Annotated in this window: 22 protein-coding genes; 12 read left to right on the top strand and 10 right to left on the bottom strand. The window is 70.2% G+C overall.

The features are described 5' to 3' along the window. Nucleotides 1-55 precede the first annotated feature (55 nt). Complete coding sequence (locus ACWDOP_RS12445) at nt 56-997, bottom strand: AraC family transcriptional regulator (RefSeq protein ID WP_456345134.1); 942 nt, start codon at nt 995-997, stop codon at nt 56-58. Between the two features lie 635 nt (nt 998-1632). On the opposite strand from ACWDOP_RS12445, the gene ACWDOP_RS12450 reads away from it, so the two are divergent. Beyond that, on the top strand, nt 1633-1839 hold the full coding sequence (locus tag ACWDOP_RS12450) for a hypothetical protein (protein WP_456345135.1): 207 nt from the start codon (nt 1633-1635) through the stop codon (nt 1837-1839). Between the two features lie 3 nt (nt 1840-1842). Here ACWDOP_RS12450 and ACWDOP_RS12455 read toward each other — a convergent pair whose 3' ends face one another. Continuing rightward, the gene (locus ACWDOP_RS12455; RefSeq protein WP_456345136.1) at nt 1843-2661 is read right to left on the bottom strand and encodes a SigB/SigF/SigG family RNA polymerase sigma factor; all 819 of its coding nucleotides are present in this window, start codon (nt 2659-2661) and stop codon (nt 1843-1845) included. 220 nt (nt 2662-2881) lie between these two features. Here ACWDOP_RS12455 and ACWDOP_RS12460 point away from each other — a divergent pair, with 220 nt between their 5' ends. Further along, a complete protein-coding gene (locus tag ACWDOP_RS12460) occupies nt 2882-3091 on the top strand; it encodes a hypothetical protein (protein WP_456345137.1) in 210 nt (69 codons plus the stop codon). A 50-nt stretch (nt 3092-3141) separates the two neighbouring features. On the opposite strand, the gene ACWDOP_RS12465 is transcribed toward ACWDOP_RS12460, so the two are convergent. Next, nucleotides 3142-3951, bottom strand: coding sequence for an SHOCT domain-containing protein (locus tag ACWDOP_RS12465; protein ID WP_456345138.1), 810 nt, complete (start codon nt 3949-3951; stop codon nt 3142-3144). 55 nt (nt 3952-4006) lie between these two features. Next, a complete protein-coding gene (locus ACWDOP_RS12470; RefSeq protein ID WP_456345139.1) occupies nt 4007-4645 on the bottom strand; it encodes a PadR family transcriptional regulator in 639 nt (212 codons plus the stop codon). Nucleotides 4646-4814: 169 nt separating this feature from the next. On the opposite strand from ACWDOP_RS12470, the gene ACWDOP_RS12475 reads away from it, so the two are divergent. Together ACWDOP_RS12475 and ACWDOP_RS12480 are read left to right on the top strand one after the other, a co-directional pair. Then, entirely contained in the window at nt 4815-5753 is a 939-nt protein-coding gene (locus ACWDOP_RS12475; protein ID WP_456345140.1) for an ATP-binding cassette domain-containing protein, read from the top strand. Continuing rightward, nucleotides 5750-6574 carry an ABC transporter permease gene (locus tag ACWDOP_RS12480; protein WP_456345141.1) on the top strand — a complete coding sequence of 275 codons (825 nt, stop codon included), beginning with the start codon at nt 5750-5752 and terminating at the stop codon, nt 6572-6574. The genes ACWDOP_RS12475 and ACWDOP_RS12480 overlap by 4 nt, the downstream gene beginning before the upstream one ends. A gap of 88 nt (nt 6575-6662) precedes the next feature. Here the strand turns inward: ACWDOP_RS12480 and ACWDOP_RS12485 are convergent, their stop codons facing one another. The 3 genes from ACWDOP_RS12485 to ACWDOP_RS12495 are packed head-to-tail and all read right to left on the bottom strand — an operon-like array spanning nt 6663 to nt 9692. Next, the gene (locus ACWDOP_RS12485; RefSeq protein ID WP_456345142.1) at nt 6663-7397 is read right to left on the bottom strand and encodes an MBL fold metallo-hydrolase; all 735 of its coding nucleotides are present in this window, start codon (nt 7395-7397) and stop codon (nt 6663-6665) included. Nucleotides 7398-7407: 10 nt separating this feature from the next. After that, entirely contained in the window at nt 7408-8355 is a 948-nt protein-coding gene (locus ACWDOP_RS12490; protein WP_456345143.1) for a fumarylacetoacetate hydrolase family protein, read from the bottom strand. Further along, nucleotides 8352-9692, bottom strand: coding sequence for an alpha/beta hydrolase family protein (locus ACWDOP_RS12495; RefSeq protein WP_456345144.1), 1341 nt, complete (start codon nt 9690-9692; stop codon nt 8352-8354). Before ACWDOP_RS12495 ends, ACWDOP_RS12490 begins: the two co-directional genes overlap by 4 nt. A gap of 100 nt (nt 9693-9792) precedes the next feature. On the opposite strand from ACWDOP_RS12495, the gene ACWDOP_RS12500 reads away from it, so the two are divergent. Further along, on the top strand, nt 9793-10389 hold the full coding sequence (locus ACWDOP_RS12500) for a TetR/AcrR family transcriptional regulator C-terminal ligand-binding domain-containing protein (RefSeq protein ID WP_456345145.1): 597 nt from the start codon (nt 9793-9795) through the stop codon (nt 10387-10389). Nucleotides 10390-10560: 171 nt separating this feature from the next. Here the strand turns inward: ACWDOP_RS12500 and ACWDOP_RS12505 are convergent, their stop codons facing one another. After that, nucleotides 10561-11268 carry a hypothetical protein gene (locus ACWDOP_RS12505; protein ID WP_454200520.1) on the bottom strand — a complete coding sequence of 236 codons (708 nt, stop codon included), beginning with the start codon at nt 11266-11268 and terminating at the stop codon, nt 10561-10563. A gap of 122 nt (nt 11269-11390) precedes the next feature. On the opposite strand from ACWDOP_RS12505, the gene ACWDOP_RS12510 reads away from it, so the two are divergent. The 6 genes from ACWDOP_RS12510 (at nt 11391) to ACWDOP_RS12535 (ending at nt 17336) form a co-directional block, all read left to right on the top strand. Next, a complete protein-coding gene (locus ACWDOP_RS12510) occupies nt 11391-12428 on the top strand; it encodes a FecCD family ABC transporter permease (RefSeq protein WP_456345146.1) in 1038 nt (345 codons plus the stop codon). Continuing rightward, nucleotides 12425-13534 carry a FecCD family ABC transporter permease gene (locus ACWDOP_RS12515; RefSeq protein WP_456345147.1) on the top strand — a complete coding sequence of 370 codons (1110 nt, stop codon included), beginning with the start codon at nt 12425-12427 and terminating at the stop codon, nt 13532-13534. The genes ACWDOP_RS12510 and ACWDOP_RS12515 overlap by 4 nt, the downstream gene beginning before the upstream one ends. A gap of 5 nt (nt 13535-13539) precedes the next feature. Beyond that, on the top strand, nt 13540-14364 hold the full coding sequence (locus ACWDOP_RS12520) for an ABC transporter ATP-binding protein (RefSeq protein ID WP_454200598.1): 825 nt from the start codon (nt 13540-13542) through the stop codon (nt 14362-14364). Between the two features lie 78 nt (nt 14365-14442). Next, nucleotides 14443-14844, top strand: coding sequence for a BlaI/MecI/CopY family transcriptional regulator (locus ACWDOP_RS12525; RefSeq protein ID WP_454200517.1), 402 nt, complete (start codon nt 14443-14445; stop codon nt 14842-14844). Nucleotides 14845-14887: 43 nt separating this feature from the next. Then, complete coding sequence (locus ACWDOP_RS12530) at nt 14888-15829, top strand: M56 family metallopeptidase (protein ID WP_454200516.1); 942 nt, start codon at nt 14888-14890, stop codon at nt 15827-15829. 37 nt (nt 15830-15866) lie between these two features. Further along, nucleotides 15867-17336: a DEAD/DEAH box helicase gene (locus ACWDOP_RS12535; RefSeq protein WP_456345148.1), complete on the top strand. Its 1470-nt coding sequence runs from the start codon at nt 15867-15869 to the stop codon at nt 17334-17336. Nucleotides 17337-17531: 195 nt separating this feature from the next. Here ACWDOP_RS12535 and ACWDOP_RS12540 read toward each other — a convergent pair whose 3' ends face one another. Together ACWDOP_RS12540 and ACWDOP_RS12545 are read right to left on the bottom strand one after the other, a co-directional pair. After that, nucleotides 17532-18641 carry a hypothetical protein gene (locus tag ACWDOP_RS12540; RefSeq protein WP_456345149.1) on the bottom strand — a complete coding sequence of 370 codons (1110 nt, stop codon included), beginning with the start codon at nt 18639-18641 and terminating at the stop codon, nt 17532-17534. Between the two features lie 225 nt (nt 18642-18866). After that, the gene (locus ACWDOP_RS12545; protein WP_456345150.1) at nt 18867-19307 is read right to left on the bottom strand and encodes a nuclear transport factor 2 family protein; all 441 of its coding nucleotides are present in this window, start codon (nt 19305-19307) and stop codon (nt 18867-18869) included. Between the two features lie 249 nt (nt 19308-19556). Between ACWDOP_RS12545 and ACWDOP_RS12550 the strand changes: the two genes are divergently transcribed. Continuing rightward, on the top strand, nt 19557-20993 hold the full coding sequence (locus tag ACWDOP_RS12550) for a GuaB1 family IMP dehydrogenase-related protein (RefSeq protein WP_454200512.1): 1437 nt from the start codon (nt 19557-19559) through the stop codon (nt 20991-20993). Nucleotides 20994-21018 lie beyond the last annotated feature (25 nt).

The following is a 21018-nucleotide window of genomic DNA, read 5'->3' on the forward strand; positions in this document are numbered from 1 at the left end:
GCGGGGCCGGGACGTCACGCTTCGCGAGCCGAGCGCGTGACTCGGCCGCCACTTGTCACGAACGGAGGGTGTGACTCGGAAGCACCCCGAAGGCCCGTTTGTACTGGGCCGCGAAGCGCGACGGGTGCGGGAAACCCCAACGGGCCGCGATGTTTTCGACGGTCGCACCCAGGGTGGGGTCGGCCGCCCGCAGGTCGCGGTGCGCGTGTTCCAGGCGCACGCGGCGCAGATAGCCCAGTGGGGTGGTGTCGAAGTGGCGGCGGAAACCGGCCTGCAGGGCGCGCGGGGTCACCCGGGCCTCGGCGGCGATCCGTTCGAGGGTAAGGGGTTCGGCGGCGTGATCGTCGATGAACCGGGCCGCGCGCCACACGGTGGCCGACGGGGTCGGCCCGGGGCCCGGGATGTAGGACGCGGTCATGGTGGTGTTGGGGAAGCTGGCGAGCAGCGCGGTGGCCGTGAGGCGTTTGAGGCCGTGCAGGACCAGGGTGTTGATCTCGTCGATGCCCGAGGACACCAGTTGCCGGTACAGGTAGGCGCAGGTGTCGGCCCAGAAGCGTTCGGTGCCCGGCACGGGTGAGAGGGCGTGGAAGCGCAGCGGCCGGTCGGCGGGCCCGCAGAGGTCGGCCGCGTGCTCGGCCACCTCGGCCGGTGGGAAGCGCACCAGTGCGTAGACCATGTCCTGCAGATCGGTCGCCCAGCCGGATTCCATGGGCGCGAGGAACATGTCGCGCGGCGCGAGGACCAGGTCGGTTCCGGCCGCGGACAGGGTGCCGCTGCCCGAGAGCAGCACCGCCGCCAGCAGCTCGGCCGAGGGCTCGCCCTCGGCGTGATAGCTGATCCCGGAGAAGCGCAGCAGATCCGAGCCGAGTCCCGCGGCCGTCACCGAACTCACCGACACGTGCACTCGTTCCGGCGCGGTGACCGCGACGCGGGCCCGGTGATCGATCACCAGGCTCTTGACGAGCGCGACCGCCGGATCGGCCTCCCGCGTGCGCATTTCGGTCCGCTCCACCGGAACCGCCCCGATCAGAACCCCTCACCCCGCATAGCCGACGATGATAGCCACCGAACGAACCCGCCAGGCGCGAAACGAATCTCGCCGTCGGCCCACACCCGCCGCGCTCCCCCGCCCCCGATACTGAACGCACAGCTGCACATGCGGGTCACTGCGTCTCAGCACCCCCGGCAGGAGCAGTGACCAGGCCCCGCAGGTGCCCCTTCGCTCCTGCGGGGCCTCTCTGCGCGCCGCGCCCGCCCGTTCCCCGTGTCGATCCCGGGGCGACGCGTCAACGCCCCGCCCAGTCCTCGGTGTAGCGGCAGTTCCGCACGAAATCCGCGATCACCTTCGGCGACGGGGGCGGGTGGCGGACACGGTGTGCCGATCTCGCATCCCCACCATGAACAAACTAAGGTTACCCTTAGCCACGGCGGCCGGGGCTCGACCGCCGCCGAAAGTTCGTGCACGTCCGGCAGTGGATAGGTCCCGTGGCAACCGCCACCGCGTGAGACCCGTAAGGAAAGCGGAAAATATCCGTACCCGGGGCTTCGAGATCCGTAAGGACCCGCCACCCGGCGCGGCCGCGAAGGTTGAATCGAGGGCCTGAACCGCTTGTGGGAGAACAGGAAACCACCATGAACACCATCGATCGAACCGACTGGGCGCCCGCGGTGCGGGTGAGCTGGTCGGCGGACGAGGCCGCCTACGTCGCCCGTTCGGATCGATTCCCCGGCCTCGTCGCGCGGAACGAGTGGTCCGCGCTGGCCGCCCTGGACGAATTCATCGAACTGGCCGAAAACACACGGCGGCAGGGTCATTCGGGGTTTCGCCCCGCCGCGTGAGACCTACGCCGCCTGCAGCGCGCGGGTGCGCAGATCCGTCAGCACGCGCGACAGAATGCGCGAGATCTGCATCTGGGACACGCCGAGTTCCCGCGCGATCTGCACCTGGGTCAACTCCTGCCCGTAGCGCAGGATCAGGATGCGGCGCTCGCGCTCGGGCAGCTCGGCCAGCAGCGGGCCGGCGGTGAGCGAATCCTCCATGAGCGCGTAGCCGGGATCGAGATCGCCGATGGTGTCCGCGGGCGAGAAGGTGGCGCCGTCCTCGGTACCGGTCACCCGGGTGTCGAGCGAGTCGGCGGTGCGGCTGTTGCGGGCGATGAGCGCCTGGGTGATCTCGTACAGGTCGGCGTCGAGGTGCTCGGCCAGCTCGCGAGCGGTGGGCTCGCGTTCGAGGCGCTGGGCCAGCTGCGGAATCGCCGTGCCGAGTTGCTGCTGCAGCTCCTTGAACCGGCGCGGCACGCGCACGGCCCAGGTGCTGTCCCGGAAGTAGCGCTTGACCTCGCCCATGACGGTCGGAATCGCGTAGCCGAGAAAGGACGACCCGTGGTCCGGGTCGAACCGGTCCACCGCGAGCACCACGCCCAGGGCGGCGATCTGCGCGAGATCCTCGTACTCGACACCGCGGCCGGCGTAGCGACGCGCGATGTGCTCGCCCAGCGGTATGGCCTTGGCGATGATGTCCTCGCGCAGGCGGGCCCGTTCGGGGTCCTGCGGATCCAGCGCGGCGAGCTTGCCGAGCCAGGGCTCGAGGTGGTCGTAGGAGTCGTTCGTGCTGCGGTCGTGGCGGGTGTCGGCGGGTCGTGCGGGGTATTCAGTTGACATAATCAGCCCCTCGGTGCGGTATCCCGTACAAAACGTGGGTATTTCTAATCTGTACCCCGTCCGCCCGCATCGAAACAACTCGGCGCGACATGGCCCACACCGGGCGATCTGCCCGAATCACCGCGAATTAATCGCCCCTGACCTGCAATGACACCGGTCTCGATCGAGGGTTTTCACCAATCACGGTTTGATAAATAATCTCGTGGGGAACGCTTAGTACATGATCATCGACTCACGTAATCACACCCGGAATACGACGAGGATCGATCGCACCAGCACCACCGTGGCGCTGGCCCTGTGCCTGTTCTTCTTCCTCGGCCTGACCCTGCTCACCGGCTCCGCGCTCACCGCCCTGACCGGCACCGCGGGCCTGCTCGGCGCACTGGTGATGACCTTCCAGATGCTGGCGCTGCCCACCGACACGCACTGACCCGCGGCCGACCCCGTCGCGATCCGCTCCTGAAGTACCCGCCCGGCCGCCTACATCCGCGCGAGCAGTTCGGCCTTCTTGGCCGCGAACTCCGCCTCGGTCAGCACCCCGGCGCCCCGCAGCTCCCCGAGCGCCCGCAGGTGCTCGGCGATGTCCCCCACGGGCGCGCGCCGGGCGCCGCCGCCGTCGGCTTCGGCCCGCACGCGCCGGAAGGCCGCCACGAACGCCTCACCCCGCCCGTGCGCGATCTGCGCCACCGACGCCATCCAGCGCGACGTCGAAATGGTGATCGTCTCCCCGCCCGGCTGGGTCGAGAATCCCAGCGCCACGATCGCGTCGAAGGAGAACTCCTCCACCGTGGCGCTCAGCAGCCCCTTGTCGAAGAAGAACAGCCGGCGCGTGGTCAGCACCAGCATCCCCTGGGCCTGATCGTCGAACAGACCCTGCGCGAGCTCGACCACGTACTCGTCCAGACGGATGTACTCCGCCAGCGAACGCGCCTCGCGACGGCCGAAAAGCCAGCCCAGCGTGCCGATTCGGTCGAGGGCGGCCGCGAGACCGTGGTCGTCGACGGGCAGCCCGGCGGCCTCGGCGATCTCGTCGATGAGCTCGATGTGCTTGCTGCCCATCATGTCCACGGTCCACTCGATGATCGTCGAGGACGGGCTCTCGGGCCGGAAGCCCGCCGACAGCGTTGCGGCCCAGCGGTTCTTGCGCAGCGAGCGCTTGGATTGCGCCAGCAGCGGATTCCCACGCCGGATGATCTCCACGCCGAGTACGTCCATACCGTGTTCGATGGCCGGATACGCCTGCTCGTACGGCGCCAGTACCCGAATCGCCACGGTGCGCACAATCCCCACGCGAGGATCGTAGCGGCCCTTCGGATCTCACGACGGCACGGGTGCGACGGGTGGATCAGCGCAGGTCGCCGGGGTGCGGTCCGGTCGCGAAGGGGTTCGGTTCGTCGTCGGCGAGGATGCCGACGAACGGGTCGCCCTCTCCCTCGAATACGTAGGCGCCGCCCTCGATCCGGTCGATCAGGCCCTGGGTCCAGGCGGCCTCGCTGTCGGCCGAGTGCACCCACATGTTCATGATCTCGCCGATGTGGCCGAGCTGCCCCGGGCCGTCCTCGGGGACGTAGTGCTCGGTAACCGAGGACCGCCAGGTTTCCAGCGCCGAAATGCGTTCGCGCAGCAGGGCCACGGCCTCCGCGCGCGGCAGATCGACCATGAATCCGATTGCGGCCGAAAGCATGTCCATCTTCTGGTCGTACGAGGTCAGCGCTTCGCGCAGCAGGGCACGGTATTCCGCGGTGCCCTGCTCGGTGAGCTCGTACTCCACCCGGGGCGGGCCACCGGCGGTGCTGGGCGCGACCTCGTGCGCGAGCAGCAGTCCCTGCTTGGCCATCTGCTTGAGCGCGTGATAGATCGACCCAGGCTTGGCGTTGGACCATTCGTGCGCGCCCCAGAACTCGAGATCGTTGCGCACCTGGTAGCCGTGCGCGCGTCCGTGCTGGCGAACCGCGCCGAGGACCAGCAGTCGGATCGCTGACATGGGGTGTCTCCTTCGGGGCCGAGTGCGATCAGGCTAGCACTGATCAAGCTTGACTAGTTGCGGGCGACCGGGCTAGCGTGGATTGGTAATCAAGTTTGACTAATCAGGGGTCCTCCAGCGCCGGAGCACCTCCGGTCGAACGCGGCCAACCGACTCCACGGGGTGTTTCTTGTCCGATTCCCACCTGGCGATCAACGTCGAAGGCTTACGAAAGAGGTACGGCGGCAAACAGGCGCTCGACGGCCTGGACCTGCGCGTACGCGCCGGCACCGTGCAGGCGGTCCTCGGCCCGAACGGCGCGGGCAAGACCACCGCCGTCCGCATCATGACCACGCTGCTGCGGCCCGAGGAAGGCCGGGTCGAAGTCGCCGGCATCGACGTGCGCGCCCGGCCCGACGCGGCCCGCACCCGCATCGGACTGCTCGGGCAGCACGCCGCGGTCGACGAGGAACTCGGCGGCAGGCAGAACCTGGAGATGTTCGGGCGGCTCTACCACCTGGGCGCGCGGCGCGCGGGCGTGCGCGCCGACGAACTACTGGTCCGGTTCGGACTCGCCGACACCGGCTCGAAGGCGGTGAAGCAGTACAGCGGCGGCATGCGCCGGCGCCTGGATCTGGCGGCCTCGCTCATCTCCGAACCGGAGGTGCTGTTCCTGGACGAGCCCACCACCGGACTCGATCCGCGCGGGCGCAACGAGGTGTGGAACGCGGTGCGCTCGCTGGTGCACGGCGGCACCACCGTGCTGCTGACCACCCAGTACCTGGAGGAAGCCGATCAGCTCGCCGATCGGATCACGGTGATCGATCACGGCCGGGCCATCGCCGAGGGCACCGCCGACGAACTCAAATCCCGGACCGGCGGCGACCGCATCGACGTGGTCCTGCACGACGCCGCGCACCTGGATCGCGCGGCGATGCTGCTGCCCGGAGAGGTCGTCGTCGATCGTGACCGGCGACTGCTCAGCGCGGCGGTCACCGACCGCATGATCGCGCTGACCGACACCGTTCGAGCGTTGCGGGACAACGACATCGAGGCCGAGGACATCGCGATCCGCCGGCCGACCCTCGACGAGGTCTTCCTGCATCTGACGAAGGAGAACGTAGCGTGACGACGGTTTCGGACGTGCGCGGCGGGCCCGCGCCGGGTTCGGCGCTGAGCTGGGCGATCGCCGACTGCTGGACCATGACCCGGCGCGAACTCGCGCACTGGGCGCGCCAGCCGGTGCAGGTGGTGGTCGGGCTGGTGTTCCCGGTGATGCTGCTGGTGATGTTCAGCTATCTCATCGGCGGCGGCCGCGGCATCGACGGGGACTTCACCTCGTTCCTGGTCCCCGGCATGCTCACCATGACCATGGCCTTCGGGCTCGAGGCGACCATGACCTCGGTCACCCAGGATCTGGGCAAGGGCGTCATCGACCGATTCCGTTCCATGCCCATGCATTCGGGCGCGGTGCTGGTCGGGCGCAGCGTGGCGGACATGCTCCAGTCGGCGGTGGGGCTGGCGGTCATGGTGGCGGTCGGGTACGCGATCGGCTGGCGCTGGCACGCCGGATTCGCGTCCTTCCTGGCGGCGCTGGGCCTGCTGTTGCTGCTGCGTTTCGCCATGCTGTGGATCGGGATCTACCTGGCCATGGTCGCGGGCAAGCCGGAGCTGGTGCAGACGGTGCAGATTCTGGTGTGGCCCATCAGTTTTCTGTCCAATGCCATCGCCTCGCCCGAGTCGATGCCGTCCTGGCTGGGCACGGCGGTGCAGTGGAATCCGATGTCGGCCACGGCCACCGCGATTCGCGGACTGTTCGGGAATCCGGTCGCGGCCGGTGATTCCTGGGCGGCCACGCACGCGGAACTGCTCGCGGTGCTGTGGCCGCTGGGGTTGATCGCGGTGTTCTTCCCGCTGGCGGTCAAGCGATTCCGGGATCTGAGCAGCTGACGGTGCGCGCGGTGCGGCCGGGCTTTTCGGCCGCACAGCGCCGAGAGTGGTTCGGGCCGACGTACTACGACGTCGGCCCCCGTACCGTCTACGGCGTCAGCGCGCGGGCGATGCTCGCCCCGTCGAAGGCGATGGTCGAGCCGTGGCCCGGAACCAGCACCTTGGCCGGTCGGCTCGCCAATCCGGCTGCCGTGCGCAGGGTTTCCGCCTCGTCGTGATTGAAGAACTCCGGCAGGATCTGCGGGCCCGTCCGCTCGACCAGCGGATGCCCGGTGACCAGCGCGTCACCGCTGAACAGCACGCCCTCGGACGGCATCAGGTACGCGGTGTGCCCGCTGGTGTGCCCGGGGGTCGGCACCGCGACGATGCCGCCGGGCAGCGCCGCCAGGGTGGCGGTGTCGCCCTCGGTCGCCTCCGGAATGCGCATGCCGATGTGGCCGCGCACGGCGACGAGGGTGTGCGCGACCCAGCCGCGGCCCCGGCCGGTGGCGAGCTGTTTGACCATGCTGAGCGGCGTGATCTGCTGCAGGTATTCGCGTTTGGCGTGCCGCACCTCCTCCGCGCCGGTGTAGACGGGCGCGCCGGTATTCGCGACGAGCGCGGGCACGCCGCCGATGTGGTCGAGGTGCGCGTGCGTGATCAGCACGGCCGCCACATCACTGAGCTCGTGCCCGATCTGCCGGATCGAGGACAGCACGTCGGCGCTGTCGGAGCGATAGCCGGCGTCGATGACGGTGACCCCCGAGCCGTCACTGACCAGGGCCCAGTTCACGTTCGTTCCGGCCACCACGTAGACGGAGTCGGAAACCTGATCGATTTTCACAGTGCCTCAACTATTCCTGGATCCGATGTTCGATGACCCCGATCCCCTCGAGCTCCAGGCGCAGATCGTCGCCGGGAGCAAGCCATCGGCCCAGCTCCATTCCACACCCGCCGGGCAGGGTGCCACTGGAGAATAGTTCACCCGGATAGAGTTGCTCGCCGCGCGACACGTGCGCGATGGCCTCGGGCAGCGAATAGCGCATGGTTCGGGTTCCCGTCCGCGACAACACCTTTCCGTTGACCGCGACCGAGCCGCGCAGGTCGCCGAGCCGGTCGGCGACTCCGGGGCCGATCACCGCGGTCGCGGACATGGAGGTCACGAAGTGCTTGGCGCGCTGCGGCCCGAAACCCGATCGCATCTCGGCCAATTGCACGTCGCGGGCGGAGAAGTCGTTGATGACGACCGCGGCCGCGATCGCGGCGGCGGCCTGCTCCACGGTCGCGTCCCGCAGCGGCGCGCCCAGGATCACCCCCAGCTCGAGCTCGAAGTCCAGAGCGCGGCTGTACGGCGGGGCGGCGATCGGCACCCCGGACGGCACGATCGTCTGCGCGTTGGACATGTAGTAGATGGGCTCGCGGTACCAGAGCGCGGGCGGGCGGAACGGCGGGAAGGTCCGGCGGACCAGGGTCTCGTACACCCGCCCGAGCCGGTAGCCGGCGGGGACGAACCGCGCGGCCATGCCGCGGGCCGCGTCCACGGCGTGCTCTTCGAAGAGCATGAAGTCGCGGAACGACACCGGGCACACCGGCAGCACCTCGACCCCGTCCGCGAGCCCGAGCGCGTCGTACCGCGCCATCTCGAAATCGGTGGTGAAGGCGGGTTCGGGCACGGAAAGCCCGGCCGCACGGTCGGATTCGCCGTAGGAGCGCCAGCCCGATCCGGTGTCGATCCGGGTGTCGAAGCGATGCCGGGCGTGATCGAGGACCCGCCGCACCCGGGGCAGTGCGGGCGGGTTCATCGCACGCTCCCGGCCGGGGTGCGCGTACCCAGGTGGTCAGCCAGGAACCGTGCCGACAGCTCCGCCCAGTGCTCGGCGTGCCCCATGGCGCAGTGATCGTCGTCGGCGTAGAGCACCAGGTGCGCGTCGGGCGCCCCGGCGGCGAGATCGACCGAGTCCCGGGTATCGGCCAGGGTGTCGCGCGCGCCGTTGATCACCAGCAGCGGCACATCGATGCGGCGATAGTGCTGCGCCAGTGACAGTTTCGCCAACCTGCGGGACAGGTCGGCGGTCCCGGTGGCGCCCAGGGTGGTGGCCAGCGCCGTCACCATGATCTCGGGCATGCCGATCGCGTTGCCCGGCCCGAAACTGCGGTGGGTGAGCGGGCCGTTGGCCACCGCGACCTTCAGGCGGGGATCGATGGCCGCCGTGCGCGCCGTCCAGTAGGCGCCGAAGCTGAAGCCCAGCATGCCCAGTCGGCCGGGGTCCACTCGCGGGTCGGCGGCCAGGTGGTCCAGCACGGCCGCGTACACGTCGTCGGCCGCGTCGCTCAGCGGCGCGGTGTAGGAGTAGGTGCCGGGCATCTCCATGACGAACATGCCGAACCCGAGGTCGCGGTGCGCCAGCAGCGGCAGCAGCACCTCGGCGATCGTGCCCTCGAGCCCGTTGCTGACCAGGACCGTGGGAACGGGCGCGGCGCCCGCGTCCGCGGGCAGGACCAGCATCCCGCGCACGCGTTCGCCGCCGCCGACCGGGATGTGCAGCACCTCGACGCTGACTCCCATGGCCGGCGCCAGGGCGGCGACCAGCACCTCGCACAGGCGGTGCGAACGCTCGTAGGCGCGCAGGCGGGCCGGGCTCCCGCCCGGCCAGGCCGCCGCGAATTCGTAGACCAGCGCCTTGATCAGCGCGTCGAGGGCGGTCGCGGCATCAGCGTGCCCCGGGTTCTCGGCGCAGAACCGCTGTGCCGCACCGGGATCGGCCACCGGACCCCGGTCGGCCAGCAGGGTCACCGCGGGCGCGAGCAGCTCGCCGAGCGCGGTGGGCACCGCGTCGGTGAACAGCCGGGCGGCGCACGGACCGCCCAACTGCGCGAGGGCGGCGTCGGCGCGGGTCAGCTGTTCGTCGGCGAAACCGCCCCAGTAGCCGGCCCACCGGGCGTCCTCGAAGGACCGGCAGCCGTCGAGCCTGCGCCGGAATTCCTCCGCGGGAAACCCGCCCAGGTGGGTGAATCGGTCGGCGAACAATCGGGGCAGGAAGGGGGCGACGCCCCGGTGGTGGGCCGCTCGTTCGGTGGTGTGGGTCAGCGCGAGTGCGCTGACCAGCGCGCGCTGTCCGAATTCCAGCAGGGACGACATCGTCGGGCCTCTCGCTCTCGAATCGCAGAATCTTCTGCTTTAAGCGAGAGTAGAGACCGGCGAGGTGCAAAAGCAAGAGTTTCTGCTTTAAGCTCGGGGCATGACCGCCGCCGAGGACACCGGAACCCAGCGCCGGCCCGGCGGGCGGGCCGCGAAAGTCACCGAAGCCGTGCACAACGCGGTGCTGGACGCCGTCGCCGAACTCGGCGTCGACAAGGTCGGCATCCCCGACATCAGCAGGCGCGCGGGGGTGCGGGACAGCTCGATCTACCGGCGCTGGGGCACCCGCGAGAATCTCGTCCTGGACGTCATGCTCACCGCGAGCGAGCGCACGCTGCCGCTGCCGGACACCGGCAGCCTGCACGGCGATCTGACCGCGTTCGCCACCGGGCTCATCGCCTATCTCGACACGCCCCTGGGCAACGGCCTGGCCCGGGCGCTGGCTTTCGTCACCGACTCCGACGAGATCGTCGCGGCGCGAAACACCTTCTGGGAGCAGCGCAACGCGCACAACGAGGTGATGATCACCCGGGCGGTGGCGCGCGGCGAGCTACCGGCGGGGACGGACGCCCGGCTGGCGCTGGAAACACTGGTCGCGCCGATTCATTTCCGGCACTTCCTGACCCGGCAGGCCATGGACGAAGCCTTCGCCGCGGACCTGGCCACCCGGGTCGTGCGCGCACTGCGGGCCGGGTGATTCGGCAGCGACCGCGGCGGACTCGTGGCGAGCGCCATTCCTCGCCCACTCGCCGGGCCGGACTTCGCGCCGCTGCGGCGGCTCCGGAAGCGGTTGCCGCCCAGGGCTTGCGCGCGGCGGCGGTGGCGCACGCAAGCGGGTTTCGAACCGGTCGCCCGGGGGCGAACCGGTCTATCTGACCGAAACGCTCCGGCGGACCGGCAGGCCGCGGTCCTCCAGCGCGGCCAGCATGGCCTGCCCGCGGCGCGCGCCGGCGGCGGAGTCGGTGCCGGCCAGGGCGGGCACGTAGGTGGCCGCGCCGACGATGGACTCCGCGACCAGGGACCAGAAGCGGCGCACGCCGAGGCCGGCGCAGCGCACCATCGCCTCCTGCACCAGCCGCAGCGCGGGCTCGCAGCGATGGGCCAGCCAGACGTACATGGCGGCCTCGCACGGCAGGGTCACCACACCGGGCTCACCGGCCATGCCGTCACCCTCGATGACGCGAATGGTGGTGTCGGCGAGACCCGCCCAATCGATGCCGCCATCATTGTCGGTATGGATCCACAAGTTCTCCAGACCCGGATCCCAGGCCCGCCCCTCGGCGATCACCATGGCCATGACGCGACCGATGACCGCGTGGATGAGCGCGGTGGCCACCACCTCGGCGGCGATCTCGGGATTGCTCATCTCGGCGGTATGACGCCGGTACATGAGTTCGATACGGCCCTCGCGAATCCCGTCCGACAGACGCCACCACCGGCGTTTTCCCTGTTCGGACATGGCGGCGACGGCATACACCCGCGGGTGTTCGGGTTGCAGGTTCCGCAGTCGGGCACAGGCTCTGCCGAAAGCGACCCTGGAGTCGCGCGGCGCGCACATGGTTACCGGTTCGAGCATCGAACCTCCTTCATCGACTGTTCCGGGGCCTCGCAAGGCAAGGGGTACAAGCGGGGGCGAAAAGATAGGTTAGGCTTACCAAGCTTAATGAGCAATCAATTGATCAGGAGTAATTCGTCACCGTGCCCGCTGTAGTCACCACCAGACGGCCACGGCTGTTCGGATTAGCTCTTCTCGTCGTGCTGCTGTTGTGCGCGCTCACGGCCTCCATCGCGCTCGGATCCCGTTCGCTCCCACTGGGAACGGTCTTCGATGCCCTCACCTGTCCGGATGGCTTTCCGCTGACCTGCCCCGCCCAGGGCTCGGCCGAGCAGATCATCCGCGAATTGCGCCTGCCCCGAACCGGACTCGCGCTCATCACCGGCCTGGCCCTGGGCATGGCGGGCGCCCTCATCCAGGGCTATACCCGAAATCCCCTGGCCGACGCGGGATTACTCGGACTCAACGCGGGCGCGGCGTTCCTCGCGGCGCTGAGCATCCACCTGTTCGCGCTCACCTCGCCGAACCAGTACATCTGGTTCGCCTTCGCGGGCGCGCTCATCGCGGGCCTGGTGGTCTTCGGCGTCTCGTCCGTGGGCGGCGGCAAGGCCAGTCCCCTGAGCCTGGTGCTGGCCGGCGCGGCCATCACCGCCTTCCTGACCGCCATGACCAATGTGATCGTGCTGCTGGACGGCACGGCCCTGAATACCTATCGCTACTGGATCGCCGGTGACATCGCGGGCCACGACCTGTCGGTGTTCTGGCAGGTCCTGCCGTTCCTGTCGGTGGGCGCGGTGATCGCGCTGTTCGCCGGACCCGGCTTGAACCTGCTCGGCCTCGGCGACGACGTGGCTCGCGGGCTCGGCGTCAACCTCGCGGGCAATCGCGCGCTCGGGCTCGCCGCGGTGGTGCTGCTCTCGGGCGCCGCCACCGCCGCCGTGGGACCTATCGCCTTCCTCGGCCTGATCGTCCCGCACCTGGCGCGCGCGCTCACCGGGCCCGATTACCGCTGGCTCATTCCCTATTCGGGCCTGATCGGCGCGATCGTCCTGATCGCCGCCGACACCGTCGGGCGGCTCGTCGCCCAGCCCGGTGAACTGCAGGCCGGCGTCACGCTGGCCGCCATCGGCGCGCCGTTCTTCATCCTGCTGGTCCGCCGCCGAAAGCTGGTGAGCCTGTGAGCACCTCGACCTCCCCGGACGCGAAGGACCTGCGTCAGGTCCGCCCCGCCCTGCGCGCGGGCGCCTTCTCGACCGTGCTGCGCGTACCCGCGCTGGTGACGATCGCGATCATGGTGGCCGCACTGCTGGTGCTGTTCGCGCTCGATATCGCCATCGGCGACTTCCGGATTCCGATCGGCCGCGTCCTGGACGTCCTCGGCGGCGGCGGCACCCGCGCGCAGCGCTTCGTGATCCTCGATTCCCGCCTGCCCCGCGCGCTCACCGCCGTCGTGGTCGGCGCGGCCCTGGGTCTGGCGGGCGCGATCACCCAGTCGATCCTGCACAACCCGCTGGCCAGCCCCGACCTGCTCGGCATCACCGCGGGCGCCAGCGTCGGCGCGGTCGCGGTGATCGTCGGAGTCGGCGGCGGCGCGGCCACGGGAACCCTTGCGCTGGTGGGTGTTCCGCTCGCGGCACTCGGCGCGGGCCTGGTCACCGCACTGGGCATCTATCTGATGGCCTGGGGTAAGAACGCCGCCGGCGGCGGCAGCGGGGTCATGGCGTTCCGGCTGGTACTGGTCGGCATCGGCGTGAACGCCGCGCTCATGGCGGTGGTCAGCTGGCTCATCACCCGCGCCAGCCTGCCCGACGCGTCCATGGCCCAGCACTGGCTGACCGGATCGCTGAACAAATCCGATTGGTCCACCCTGATTCCCGCCGCGATCGGCCTGGGCATCACGGTGCTGGTCGCGGCGGGCTCGGCGCGGACGCTGGCGGCGCTGCGCTTCGGCTCGGACACCACGCGCATGCTCGGCGTGAAAATCCAGACCCAGCAGGGCATTTTGCTCGCCACCGCCGTCATGGCGTCGGCGCTGGCCACCGCCGCGGTCGGGCCGCTGGCCTTCGTCGGCCTGGCGGCGCCGCAGATCGCGCGCCGCCTGCTGCGCACCCCCGGCGAGCCGATCATCGCCTCGGCCCTGGTGGGCGCCATCGCGGTGCTGGGCGCGGATCTCGTCTCGCGCACCGTGTTTCCCATCGATCTGCCCGTCGGCGTCGTCACCGCGGCCGTCGGCGGACCGTTCCTGATCTACTTGCTCGTGCGCACCAATCGGAAGGCGACCCTGTGACTCGCATGGCGGACAAACCGCTTTCCACCGCCGCCCACCGGTTGGCGGCGGAGAACATCACCCTCGGCTACGGCGACCGCGTCATCGTGGACGGGCTCTCGATCGACATCGAACCCGGTCTCGTCACCACCATCATCGGCCCCAACGGCTGCGGCAAGTCCACGCTGCTGCGCTCGCTCGGCCGGCTGCTGCGCCCGCAGGCCGGGCAGGTCGTGCTCGACGGCAAGGCCATCTCCGCGCTCAAGACCCGCGATATCGCGCGCATCGTCGGCATGCTCCCGCAGACCCCGGTCGCGCCCGAGGGCCTGACCGTCGCCGATCTGGTCGCGAAGGGACGCCATCCGCATCAGTCGTGGCTGCGGCAGTGGTCGGCCGAGGACGAGACCGAGGTCATGACCGCGCTGGAACAGACCGGCGTCGCCGATCTGGCCGAGCGCACCCTGGACGAACTCTCCGGCGGTCAGCGCCAGCGCGCCTGGATCTCCATGGCGCTGGCGCAGGGCACCGACATCCTGCTGCTGGACGAGCCGACCACCTATCTCGATCTCGCGCACTCGCTCGAGGTGCTCGATCTGGTGGATCGCCTGCGCGACGAGTTCGGCCGCACGGTGGTCATGGTGCTGCACGATCTGAATCTGGCCATCCGCTACAGCGATCGGCTGGTGGTCATGCGCGACGGCCGCATCATCGCCCAGGGCGAGCCGGCCGAGGTCATCGGCGCCGAACTCCTGCTCGACGTGTTCGGCCTCCAGGCCAAGGTGCTCGACTGCCCGGTCTCGGGCCGACCCATGATCGTGCCCATCGGCGCGCGCCACGTGCGCGGAGTATGACCAATACCACACCAGCTACCGGCCGGTTACGACGACTTGTAGTACGCATTCGTGTCGTTGCCTCCGTAAACTTGTGGGATGGCAGGTCTTGGTGAACTCGAGAAAGCGGTCATGGACCAGTTGTGGTCGGCCGATGAACCCCAAACGGTGCGGCAGGTGCACGAGGCACTCGCCGAGCGCCGCGAGCTCGCCTACACCACGGTGATGACCGTTCTACAGCGGCTCGCGAAAAAGAATCTCGTCCTTCAGCAGCGGGATGACCGCGCGCATCGCTACGCTCCGGTACACACCCGGGACGAGCTCGTGGCTTCGCTGATGTTCGACGCGCTGCAACAGGCGGACGAGGTCGGCAGTCGCCGGGCGGCGCTGGTGCACTTCGTCGAACAGGTCGGAGCCGATGAGGCTGCCGCTCTGCGCGACGCACTCGCTAAGCTCGAAGCCACCGAGGCCACGCGCAAGGAGCCGAAAGACTCTCAGTAGCGTCACCCTCGGCCCAGGCCCCCACAACGCAGTGAGCTGAGGAATGGACGTAACCGCGCCGGTTTTCGCCGGTCTCGCCTTGTTTCTGGCGGGACCGGCCCCGGCGCTGCTCAGCCGGGCCAAGTGGCCGTACCGCAATCCCCGTGCGGCGCTTGTGCTCTGGCAGGCCATCGCCCTGGCCGCCGTCCTGTCCGCGTTCGGATCCGGGCTCGCCATCGCCAGCCGACTGCTGGTGCCCGGACCCGACGGCAGGCCCACCACCACACCCAGCCGGGAGATCGACGTCCTCGGTCTGCCGCTGTGGATCATCCTGGTCACCGTCTTCGCGCTCACCCTGCTCATCGGGGCGCGGCTCATCTTCTCGGTGATCAGAGTGGGAATTCACACACGCCGCCGCCGCGCCCGGCATCGCATGCTCGTCGATCTGCTGGATCAGAGCAGCGTGGAACGCAATTCGGCCGACATCCGCGTGCTGGCCGCCACCGAGCCCATCGCCTACTGCCTGCCCGGCCTGCGCCAGCGCGTGGTGCTGAGCCAGGGCACGGTGACCAGCCTGTCCCACGAGGAGCTCACGGCCATCGTGAGTCACGAGCGCTCGCACCTGCGGGCCCGGCACGATCTGGTGCTCGAGGCGTTCACCGCCGCGCACGAGGCGTTCCCGCGGGTGGTGCGGTCCAAATCCGCGCTGGATTCGGTGAAGCTGCTCATCGAACTGCTGGCCGACGACTCCGCGGTGAAGGTGACCGGTCCCACTCCCCTGGCCCGCGCGCTGGTGGCCTGTTCGAATTCGCCTGCGCCGCAGGGTGCGATGGCGGTCGGCGGGCCGACGACGCTGATCCGCATCCAGCGGCTGGCGGGTCCGATCGGCGATCTGCGCATCGCGACGGCGGCGTATCTGGCCGCGGCGGCTATCCTCGTGATTCCGACGCTCGCGGTCGCCATCCCCTGGCTGGTCGAACTGAGCCGTCTTTTCAGCCGTGCCTGACCCGGGCGGGGCACCACAACCTCAGGAGGCTGCCCCGTTGTCGGGTAAGCAACGCTTCGCCGACCTCGGTCTGCCGCCCGTGCTCGTTCAGGCCCTGCGCCGCAACGGGATCGACGCGCCGTTCCCCATCCAGGCCGCTGTCATCCCGGACATTCTCGCCGGTCACGACGTGTTGGGAAAGGCCGCGACGGGGTCGGGCAAGACCCTGGCGTTCGGGCTGCCGATGCTGGTCCGGCTCTCCGGCGCGCCCACCGCGCCGCGCCGCCCGCGCGGGCTGATCCTGGCCCCGACCCGGGAACTGGCGCTGCAGATCGAGCGGGCGCTCGACGAGCCATCGCTGTCGGTCGGCATCCGGATCGCGAGCGCGGTCGGCGGGCTCGCCATCAAGGCGCAGGAACAGCGGCTGGGGCGCGGGGTGGATCTGCTGATCGCCACGCCCGGCCGGCTCACCGACCTGATCGGGCGCAAGGCCGTGGATCTGTCGGCGGTGGAGATCGTCACCGTGGACGAGGCGGACCACATGGCCGAGCTGGGGTTCCTGCCGCAGCTCACCGCGGTGCTGAACCGAATTCCGGCGGACGCGCGCAAGCTGCTGTTCTCGGCCACGCTGGACGAGGCCATCGACGCGCTGGTGCGCAAGTACCTGACCGATCCCGTCGCGCATTCGGTGACGGCCGCGCCGGATTCGGGGACCGCGGCGGCGAATCCGGCGGTGGCGGGGGCGAATTCCCGGGCCACCGCCGCGAATCCCGCACCGGGCGCGGGCGCGAGCGCCGACCCCGAAACCGGTACGGACGGTACGACTTCGGTCATGGGCGCCGCCAATGCCGAAGCCGGAGCGGCACTTCCCGATATCGAGCACTACGCCCTGCACGTGCGCCGCGCCGACAAGCGCGTGGTGGTCACCGACATCGCGGCCCGCGCGGGCCGCACGCTGCTGTTCGTGCGCACCCAGCACGGCGCGGACAAACTGGCCCGCCGCCTGCGCGAGGTCGGCGTGCGCGCGGCCGCCCTGCACGGCGGCAAGGCGCAGAACCATCGCACCCGGACCCTGGCCGCGTTCGCCGACGGCACCTGGCCGGTGCTGGTCGCCACCGACATCGCCGCGCGCGGCATCCACATCGACGACGTCTCCCTGGTCGTGCACGTGGATCCGCCCGCCGATCCCAAGGACTACCTGCACCGCACCGGCCGCACCGGCCGCGCGGGCGCGACCGGCACCGTGGTCACCGTCGTCACCCCGGACGAGAAGGACGAGGCGCTGGACCTCGCCCGCCGCGCGGGCGTCACCCTCACCGATGTGGACATCCGCCTCGGCGACCGCCGCCTCACCGAGATCACCGGCGCCCGCCGCCCGTCCGGCCGCCCCCTCGCGGCCCCGACCGGCGCACCCGCCGCGGCCCCCGAGCCGGTCAAGGAACAGCGCCCCCGGCACCGGATCGACCCGCGCACGGGCGGCCGCGCCCACACGAAGAAGCGAAAGCCCAAGGGCAAGACCGCACGCTGAGAGCTGTCGTTCCACACCACCGCCACCACCCGCTTCCCCGACGACGCCGTCCGCCGCGTCGCCGCCCAGCCCGACAGCGCCGACTGGCTGCACCGCTCGGCGGATTTCGACGGCCCCGTGCAAGGGTGGTGAGCCCGGCGACCGCGACCGTGCGCGCCGCCGGTCCCGCTGGCCCGGCGGTGCGCCGCTCCCGGGTCAGTTCGCCAGGCGCTGGTCCGACAGGGTCACGGTCAGGGTCGTCTCCGTCGCGGCGCCGCGCACGGTGATCCGCAGGCGCCCGTCGACCCCGCGCAGCACGGTGTCGGCCGGGTCGCAGTCGATGTCCGAGGTGCGGCGGACCTCCGCGCACGAGGTTCGGCTCAGGGGCAGGAACGCCCCGGCGAGGGGCGAACCCGGTTGGAACAGTTGCTCGTACACCGCGAAGCTGCCGGAGGACGCGGTGTAGCGGTAGGTGTCGTAGCAGACCGGGTCCTGAAAACCGGTGCACCAGTTGTCATGTCCGGTGAAGCGGTAGTCCGCGGGGATGCGCAGGCCGATCGCGGCCAGGCGATCGTCGCGGGGATCGCGGGCCGCGGGGCCGGACATCGTGTCGTCGACCACGCGCCAGGCGGCCGGGGTGAGCAGGGCGCCGGCGAGCAGGGCCAGGGCCGAACCGCGCACCAGCGCGCGCAGGTCGTCGCGGCCGTGCGGGCCCGCCGAGTCGGTCAGCTTGGTGAACACGACCAGGGGCAGCGCGAGCAACACCATCAGCACGACGAGCACGACGGTGACCACGAAGATCAGCACGACGCCGGTCAGGATGATGGCCTTGTCCCGCGAGGACAGCTCACTCGAGCCGGGCACGAAGGAAATCGTGGGTTCGATGATGCGCCAGGTGAACACGAACAGGAACGCCCAGGCCACCGACATGCCCAGCGCGCCGACGGCCCACGGGTCCAAGGGTTCTCGTTCTGGCGCCCGGGTGTCCCCGCGCAGGCGGCGCACACCCCGGACGATGCCCAGGACCAGCAGTACGGGCCCGGTGAGCAGTCCGATCGGCACGCTCGCCCAGCCGATCGCGGCGCCCAGGCCGATGCGCCGCAGCCGGCGCACGGGCGCCAAGGCCAGCGCGAGCGGGGCGAGCGGTGCGACCCACAGTGGGGCCGGCAGCGCCAGCAGCGCGAATATCTCGATGACGGCGGCGGTGCCGAAGGCCACCGCGAATCCGGTGGGGCCGATGCCCGGCCACCAGGTGTGTGCTCGTGTCCCCCGGCCGGGCAGCACCGCCACGGCCGATCCGCCCGTTTCGGGCGATTCCTCTCCCATGGCGGCAGTCTGCCCCGTTCCGCCCGGACTCTCCATCGAATACCACTGTCGCGCGCGGATTTTCACCGAACCCTCACGAAATCTCCCCCTCCGGAGTACGGCTCAGTCCGGACTGTTAGGACGACACGGACATCGGTTCGCGGGCGGCGCACCGGTAATTTCGGCCGACACGCGCGCGCCGCGAGACCCGTTCCCGAGCTGAGCAAATCTTTGGCAATTAGCCGATCAGAGCAGATCGGCGTTTCCGTCGATGAGTTTCAGGCGGTACTCGAACCGGTCGATCCGCCAGCCCCGCGCCGACCGCCGCAGCCCCAGGACGTAGCTGCCCACGAACCAGCGCGTCTTGCCCTGCGTCGCATCGTTCTTCAGATGCACGGCGATGGCGTCCGCGTGCGCGAGGGCGGTATCGCCGGTGATCTCCACCAGGTGGTTGCCCGCCTGATGGTGCACCGCGTCCAGGGCACCGTGAACCTCGGCCCACTCCTCGACGATCGAAGCGGCGGTGCGAGTTTCGGCCACCCCGCCGAATCCGCTGTCGAAGAACACCTCCGTGGCGAGCACCGAGTCGGCCAGATCGGACCACCGGCCCTGATCGAACCAGACGAAGAGTTTCGTGATGGTGTCGCCGACTTCGAGCCGGTCGGTCAGCGCCTGCAGATCGGTCACGATCGCGAACCTAGGGCACCCCGTATCCGGCGACAACAGGGTTTGCCGCGCGATGAGACCTGGCACACTCGCAGCAGCCCGCCCGCACCCGCCGTCGCGGGCGCCGACTACACTGGCCTGCTGCATGCGTGACATCAGGTAGCGCGCGGCGGGTTCCCCACGGGTATCCGCCCCGCGTTCGTGCCCTTTACCTGCCACCGAAGCATGGAATACACGAAACCAACGTCGAACCATGAGGCGGCTACAACCGTGCAGTTCCTACCCGGGCAGAATCCGCCCTACGATCTGACCTACGACGATGTCTTCCTCGTCCCGAATCACACGGACGTCGCGTCCCGATTCGATGTCGACCTGTCCAGCAGTGACGGGACCGGCACCACCATTCCGCTCGTGGTCGCGAACATGACCGCCGTCGCCGGCCGCCGCATGGCCGAGACCGTCGCCCGCCGCGGCGGCATCGTGGTTCTGCCGCAGGATCTTCCGATCCCGGCCGCGGCCGACACCATCGCCTTCGTGAAGAGCCGTTCGCTCACCGCCGACACCCCGGTCACCCTCGATCCGGAGGGTTCGGTCTCCGACGCCCTCGCGCTGATCCACAAGCGCGCGCACGGCGCGGTGGTCATCGTCGAGAACGGCCGCCCCGTCGGCGTGGTCACCGAGCAGGCGTGCGCCGATGTGGACCGCTTCGCCCGGTTGAGCACCGTCGCGGACACCAATTTCGTGAGCGCCCCGGCCGACGCCTCCCCGCGCGACGTCTTCGGACTGCTCGACGCGAGCCATTCCACCCTCGCCGTCCTGGTCAACCCGGACGGCACTCTCGCGGGCGTGATGACCCGCACCGGCACCGTGCGCGCGGGCATCTACCAGCCCGCGGTCGACGCGAGCGGCCGGCTGCGGATCGCGGCGGCGGTCGGCATCAACGGCGACGTGCCCGCCAAGGCCAAGGCCCTGGTGGACGCGGGCGCGGACGTGCTGGTCATGGATACCGCGCACGGCCATCAGCAGAAGATGCTCGAGGCCCTCGCGTCGGTCGCCGCGCTGGATCTGGGCGTGCCGCTGGTCGCGGGCAACGTCGTCTCCGCCGCGGGCACCCGCGATCTCATCGAGGCGGGCGCCGACATCATCAAGGTCGGCGTCGGCCCCGGCGCGATGTGCACCACCCGCATGATGACCGGCGTCGGGCGCCCGCAGTTCTCCGCGGTGGCCGAATGCGCGGCCGCGGCAAAGGAATTCGGCAAGCATGTCTGGGCCGACGGCGGCGTGCGGCATCCGCGCGACGTGTCGCTGGCGCTGGCGGCGGGCGCGGCCAACGTGATGATCGGCTCCTGGTTCGCGGGCACCTACGAGTCGCCCGGCGACATGCGCATCGATCGCGACGGCAATCGGTACAAGGAGAGCTTCGGTATGGCGTCCAAGCGCGCCGTCGCGGCCCGCACCGCCACCGATTCGGCCTTCGACCGGGCCCGCAAGGCGCTGTTCGAGGAGGGCATCTCGAGCTCGCGGATGCGCCTGGATCCCGAGCGCCCGGGCGTGGAGGATCTGATCGACCACATCACCTCCGGTGTGCGCAGTTCCTGCACCTACGCGGGCGCGCGCAGCATCGGCGAGTTCCACGAGCGGGCCGTGCTGGGCGTGCAGTCCGCCGCGGGCTTCGCCGAGGGCCGCCCGCTGCCGTCCGGCTGGTGATCGCGACCTAGCACCGCACTGCCGA

The sequence above is a fragment of the Nocardia sp. NPDC003693 genome (assembly GCF_053981095.1).